Here is a 638-nt window from a genome sequence, read left to right as displayed (position 1 = left end):
ACGAACTCACCGACAGCAGCCCCCTCTACCGGGAGTTGGCGAGCCACCAGCTGCTGATCAAGTAGCGCGCCCCGGCCGCGCCCGGGTCGCCGGCGGTCCCCAGGAACCCTGACGGAAGTCAGGGTCGGGGACTGCCCTTCGGCGGTGGTGCGGGGCCCTTTTCGTACCGTACGTTCAGCCGGGGCCGACCGGTTCCGGCCATCGGGAACGTGGAGCAGGGGACTCATGAGCGGACGACGCGGGAGCGCTGCCGGGCAAGGTCCCCGCCGGTCCGGGTCGTCGTCGTTATCCGCCCCGCGCGCGGTGCGCGCGGTGGTACGGGCCCACCTGCGCACCCCAGCCGGTGCGCTCTGCGGCCTGCTGTGCCTGGCCGTCATGGTCACCGGCCCCGTTCAGGACGCGGTGTTCGTCGTCGTCACGTTGGCCGCCACGGCCCTCGGCGTGTTCCAGGGGGTGCGGGCCCGGCGGACCACGGACCGGCTCGCCGTCCTGGCGGAGGACCGGCCGGTGGTGCGGCGCGCCGGGAAACCGGTGTCGGTCGGCGTCCGGGACCTGGTCGTGGACGACGTCGTCGAGGTCGGGCCGGGGCACCGCATCCTGGTGGACGGGTCGATCGTCGGTGCAGCGGATCTGGAGAT

General features: G+C 73.5%; 1 pseudogene. It reads left to right on the top strand.

Going from position 1 to position 638, the window contains the following annotated elements:
- Positions 1-225: 225 nt before the first annotated feature.
- Positions 226-638 (top strand): annotated as a pseudogene (locus G3I71_RS45500) (hypothetical protein); the annotation flags it as partial.

Origin of the sequence: Streptomyces sp. SID12501 (assembly GCF_010550245.1) — a bacterium.
In the GTDB taxonomy this organism is placed as follows: domain Bacteria; phylum Actinomycetota; class Actinomycetes; order Streptomycetales; family Streptomycetaceae; genus Streptomyces.
The sequence above is the reverse complement of the archived record's forward strand: the minus strand, read 5'-3'. Positions and strand labels throughout refer to the sequence as shown.